The sequence below is a fragment of the Streptomyces fuscigenes genome (assembly GCF_021556455.1).
Taxonomy (GTDB): Bacteria; Actinomycetota; Actinomycetes; order Streptomycetales; family Streptomycetaceae; genus Streptomyces; species Streptomyces fuscigenes.
This window is the reverse complement of record NZ_JAKGCV010000442.1, coordinates 1-4,491: the sequence shown is the minus strand read 5'-3', so window position 1 is coordinate 4,491 and position 4,491 is coordinate 1. Positions and strand designations below refer to the sequence as shown.

Sequence of the window (4,491 nt, the reverse complement as noted above, 5' to 3'; positions counted from 1 at the left end):
CGGGGCCGGGCGCCCGCGGAAGCGGCGCGGCGCCCTGGGCCCGCGCCGACGCCGCTGCCCGTCTCAGGACGGGGTGCGCCGCGCGAGCAGCCAGGGCTCGACCACGCCGAGTCCGCGCACCGGCCGCTGCCACATCGGCTGGAGGCCGAAGCGGTACGCCGGGAGCGCCCCGCCCTTCCCGTCGGCCCTGGCGGCCTCCTCCGCCGCCAGGGCCTCGGACTCGGGCGCCTCGCCGGTGCGGATCAGCTCCTCGGCGAGGGCGCCGTCCACGAGGACGGTGTCCCGGGGCGCTATCGACGTGAGCCGGCTGGCCAGGTTGACCGTCGTGCCGAAGACGTCGCCCATGCGCGTCGTGACCGTGCCGAACGCGATGCCCACGCGCAGCGCCGGCATCGTCTCGTCGTGGGTCATCGTCTCGATCAGCCGCAGCGCGATCTCGGCGGCGATGCCCGCGTCGTCGGCCGCGAAGAGGACCTCGTCGCCGAGGGTCTTGATCAGGCGCCCGCCGTGGGCGGCGACCAGGTCGGCGGACGTCGTCTCGAACGCCTCGACCAGCTCGCCCAGCTCCTCCTCCTCCAGGCGTCTCGTCAGCCGGGTGAAGCCGACGAGGTCGGCGAAGCCGACGCACAGCCTGCGGTCGACCATCTCCTCGTCGTCCCCGGCCTGCACGACCCGCCCGGTCGCGGCGGCGAGCTGGCGCCGCCACACGTACACGAGGAACTCCTCCAGCTCCGGCAGCAGCAGCTCGACCAGCGGATACGTGACCTCGGTGCGGGTCATGCCCGGTTCCGGCGGCTCGGTCAGCCCCTCCAGGAAGGAGTCGATCTGCCACTCGGCGAGGCGCGCCGTGGTCTGGCCCGTGGAACGGGCGACCTGCACGGCCATCGGCTCGCTCAGCAGGCCGGCCTCGACGAGGCCCGCGAGGCGCCGCAGCGCCAGCACGTCGGCCTCGGTGAGGGCCTTGGCCTGGCCGATGTCCGCGAACCCCATCGCGCGCCAGAAGCGGGAGGCGAGGTCCATGGAGACGCCGGCCGTGCGGGCCGCCTGGAAGGGGGTGTACTGCCGCTCGGCGCCCAGGATGAGGTGCTCCAGGCGGATGGCGAGCGGGTTGTCGGTGGGTTCCGCCGTGTGCTCCACGAGGTGGTGCGTCGTATGCCGGTCGGGGTGCGCGTGCTCGGAGCCCGCCGCCGCCCGCTCCGGCCGGTCCTGGCCCTGCGCCGCCCGCTCGGCGCCCGTGCCGTCCGCCGGGTCCCCGCCCTCCGCCGGATCGGCTTCCCCGGACGGGTCCGGGCCGCCGGACGGGTCCGCCCCGTCCGGTTCCGGCGCGTCGTCAGCCGGATCCCTGGAGGAGCCGGAGTCCCGGCGGGCGCCCCGGGAACGGTCGGAGGACCCGCCCAGCGGCTCCCGAGGGGGCGGCTGGTCGGCGGCGGCGTCCGGCGTGGGGTGCGGGTCGTCCGCGCCGGAATTCGTGTCGTCGACGGTCACCAGCCGCCTCCTGCCCGTTCCCTGCGCACTGTCCTGCCGATCCTGTGACCGATCTTCGTGAACTGCCTCAACGATACGGCAGGTGTGCCGTGGCTCACGTCCCGCCCGGCCGACCCCATGCCTCCCGCCCGACCAGGGCTGTTTCTCCCGCCCGACCGGCCCTGTTCCTCCCGCCCGGCCGGCCCGTTCCTCGCGCCGTCGCCCCCGTGCGCGACGCGCCCGGCCCCCGGCCCGGGTCAGTCCGCGTCGGCCGTCCGCAGGTGCACGATGTCGCCCGCCGCGACCGGCTCCCGGCCGCCGCCCTCCGTGGCGATCACCAGCCGCCCGTCGCCGTCCAGCGCGACGGCCTCCCCGGTCACCTGCCGTCCGCCGGGCAGCTCCGCCCGGACACTGCGGCCGAGGGTCGCGCACCCCGCCGCGTACGCCTCCTGGAGCCGGGAGGCGGCCGGGTCCCCGCCGGCCGCCCGCCAGTCCCCGTACCACTGCTCGATCGAGCGCAGTACCGCCCGCAGCAGCGTCTCGCGGTCCAACGACAGCGCGTCGGCGAGCGCCAGGGAGCCGGCGGTGGGCACGGGCAGTTCGTCGGCGCGCAGGCTCACGTTGAGCCCGACGCCGACCACCACGGCGTCGGTGCCCGCACGCTCCGCGAGGATGCCGCCGGCCTTGCGCTCCTCACCGTTCACGGCGACCAGGAGGTCGTTGGGCCATTTGAGGGAGGTGTCGACGCCGGCGGCGCGCGCGAGGCCCGTCGCGACGGCGACCCCGGTCAGCAGCGGCAGCCAGCCCCAGCGCTCGACGGGCACGTCGTCCCCGGGGCGCAGCAGCAGCGAGAAGAACAGCCCGGAGCGGGCCGGGGCACTCCAGGTGCGGTCGAGGCGGCCGCGGCCCGCGGTCTGCTCCTCGGCCACCAGCACGGCTCCCTCGGCGGCCGCGGGGCCGCCCGTGGGGCCCGAGGCGGCGGTGACACCGCTCACGCGGGCCGCCAGGTCCGTGTTGGTCGAGCCGGTGGCGTCGACCACGTCCAGCGAGGTCCACAGGCTCCCCGGCCTGATCAGGGCCCTGTGCAGCCCCTCCGCGTTCAGCGGGGGGCGGTCGAGATCGGACCAGCGGCTTCCTGGGGTGTTGTGCTGCGTCATGCGGGCCACACTATGTGTGGCAAACGCCGCACCGCCGAACCGTAGGGGCGCCGATACGCTACGGAAACAAAGCTACGGATCAGTAGGAGTCGTTGCCGATGACCGAGCCGGACCAGAAGACCGCGGCCGATGCGGGACCCGACCTGCACACCACCGCGGGAAAGATCGCCGATCTGCGACGGCGGATCGAGGAGGCCACGCACGCGGGCACGTCGGTCGCGGTGGAGAAGCAGCACGCGAAAGGCAAGCTGACGGCGCGTGAGCGGATCGACCTGCTGATGGACGAGGGATCGTTCGTCGAGCTGGACGAGTTCGCCCGCCACCGCTCGACGAACTTCGGCATCGACAAGAAGCGGCCGTACGGCGACGGGGTCGTCACCGGCTACGGCACGGTCGATGGCCGCCCGGTCTGCGTGTACTCGCAGGACTTCACCGTCTTCGGCGGGTCGCTGGGCGAGGTCTACGGCGAGAAGATCGTCAAGGTCATGGACTTCGCGACGAAGACCGGCTGCCCCGTCATCGGCATCAACGACGGCGGCGGTGCCCGCATCCAGGAAGGCGTGGTCGCGCTCGGCCTGTTCGCGGAGATCTTCCGGCGGAACGTCCACGCATCGGGCGTGGTGCCGCAGATCAGCGTGATCGTGGGCCCGTGCGCGGGCGGCGCGGTGTACTCGCCGGCCATCACCGACTTCACCGTGATGGTGGATCAGACGTCGCACATGTTCATCACGGGCCCCGACGTCATCAAGACGGTGACCGGCGAGGACGTGGGCTTCGAGGAGCTGGGCGGCGCCCGCACGCACAACACGACGTCGGGCGTCGCGCACCACATGGCCGGTGACGAGAAGGACGCGATGGAGTACGTGAAGTCGCTCCTGTCGTACCTGCCGTCCAACAACCTCTCCGAGGCGCCGGCCTTCCCCGAGGAGGCGTCGCTCGAGGTGAGCGACGAGGACCGGGAGCTCGACGCGCTGATCCCGGACTCGGCGAACCAGCCGTACGACATGCGCACCGCCGTCGAGCACGTCCTGGACGACGGGGAGTTCCTGGAGACGCAGGCGATGTTCGCGCCGAACATCGTCACGGGCTTCGGCCGCGTCGAGGGCTACCCGGTGGGTGTCGTCGCGAACCAGCCGACGCAGCTGGCGGGCTGCCTGGACATCAACGCGAGCGAGAAGGCCGCCCGTTTCGTGCGCACCTGCGACGCGTTCAACGTCCCGGTGCTGACGTTCGTCGACGTGCCGGGCTTCCTGCCGGGCGTGGACCAGGAGTACGGCGGCATCATCCGGCGCGGCGCCAAGCTGATCTTCGCGTACGCCGAGGCCACGGTGCCGCTGATCACGGTGATCACCCGCAAGGCGTTCGGCGGCGCGTACGACGTGATGGGCTCCAAGCACCTCGGCGCGGACCTGAACCTGGCGTGGCCCACGGCGCAGATCGCGGTGATGGGCGCCCAGGGCGCGGTGGGCATCCTGCACCGCCGCACCATCGCCGAGGCCGGCGACCCGGCCGCGCAGGAGGCGCGCCGCGCGGAGCTGATCGAGGAGTACGAGGACACGCTCCTCAATCCCTACGTGGCGGCCGAGCGCGGCTACGTGGACGCGGTCGTCATGCCGTCGGACACCCGGGCGCACGTGGTGAAGGGCCTGCGGCAGTTGCGCACGAAGCGCGAGTCGCTGCCGCCGAAGAAGCACGGCAACATCCCGCTCTAGGAGGCCGCTCGATGATCAAGGTGGTACGGGGCAACCCGACGCCCGAGGAACTGGCGGCGGCCGTCGCGGTGGTGCAGGCGCGTGCCGCGGGCGCGGCCGGGGCGGCGGACCTCGCCGCCCCGCGGCCCCCGGACGAGGAGTGGTCGGCCCCGGCGCGG

The 4,491-nt window shown here is 73.7% G+C and carries 4 protein-coding genes; 2 read left to right on the top strand and 2 right to left on the bottom strand.

The features are described from left to right. Positions 1-63: 63 nt before the first annotated feature. Both L1885_RS24240 and L1885_RS24235 read right to left on the bottom strand, forming a co-directional pair. Positions 64-1,485: an adenylate/guanylate cyclase domain-containing protein gene (locus L1885_RS24240; protein ID WP_235799292.1), complete on the bottom strand. Its 1,422-nt coding sequence runs from the start codon at positions 1,483-1,485 to the stop codon at positions 64-66. 236 nt (positions 1,486-1,721) lie between these two features. Next, positions 1,722-2,621, bottom strand: a complete 900-nt coding sequence (locus L1885_RS24235) for a biotin--[acetyl-CoA-carboxylase] ligase (protein WP_235799291.1) — start codon at positions 2,619-2,621, stop codon at positions 1,722-1,724. A 98-nt stretch (positions 2,622-2,719) separates the two neighbouring features. Between L1885_RS24235 and L1885_RS24230 the strand changes: the two genes are divergently transcribed. Both L1885_RS24230 and L1885_RS24225 read left to right on the top strand, forming a co-directional pair. Next, positions 2,720-4,333 (top strand): acyl-CoA carboxylase subunit beta, encoded by a 1,614-nt coding sequence (locus tag L1885_RS24230; protein ID WP_235799290.1) that lies wholly within the window; start codon positions 2,720-2,722, stop codon positions 4,331-4,333. A gap of 11 nt (positions 4,334-4,344) precedes the next feature. Further along, a partial coding sequence (locus tag L1885_RS24225; protein WP_235799293.1) for an acyl-CoA carboxylase epsilon subunit occupies positions 4,345-4,491 on the top strand: 147 nt, incomplete at its 3' end.

Coding starts and splice junctions, on each gene's coding strand:
- L1885_RS24235 (WP_235799291.1), bottom strand. CDS start 2,621: ATGACGCAGCACAACACCCCAGGAAGCCGCTGGTCCGATCTCGACCGC.
- L1885_RS24230 (WP_235799290.1), top strand. CDS start 2,720: ATGACCGAGCCGGACCAGAAGACCGCGGCCGATGCGGGACCCGACCTG.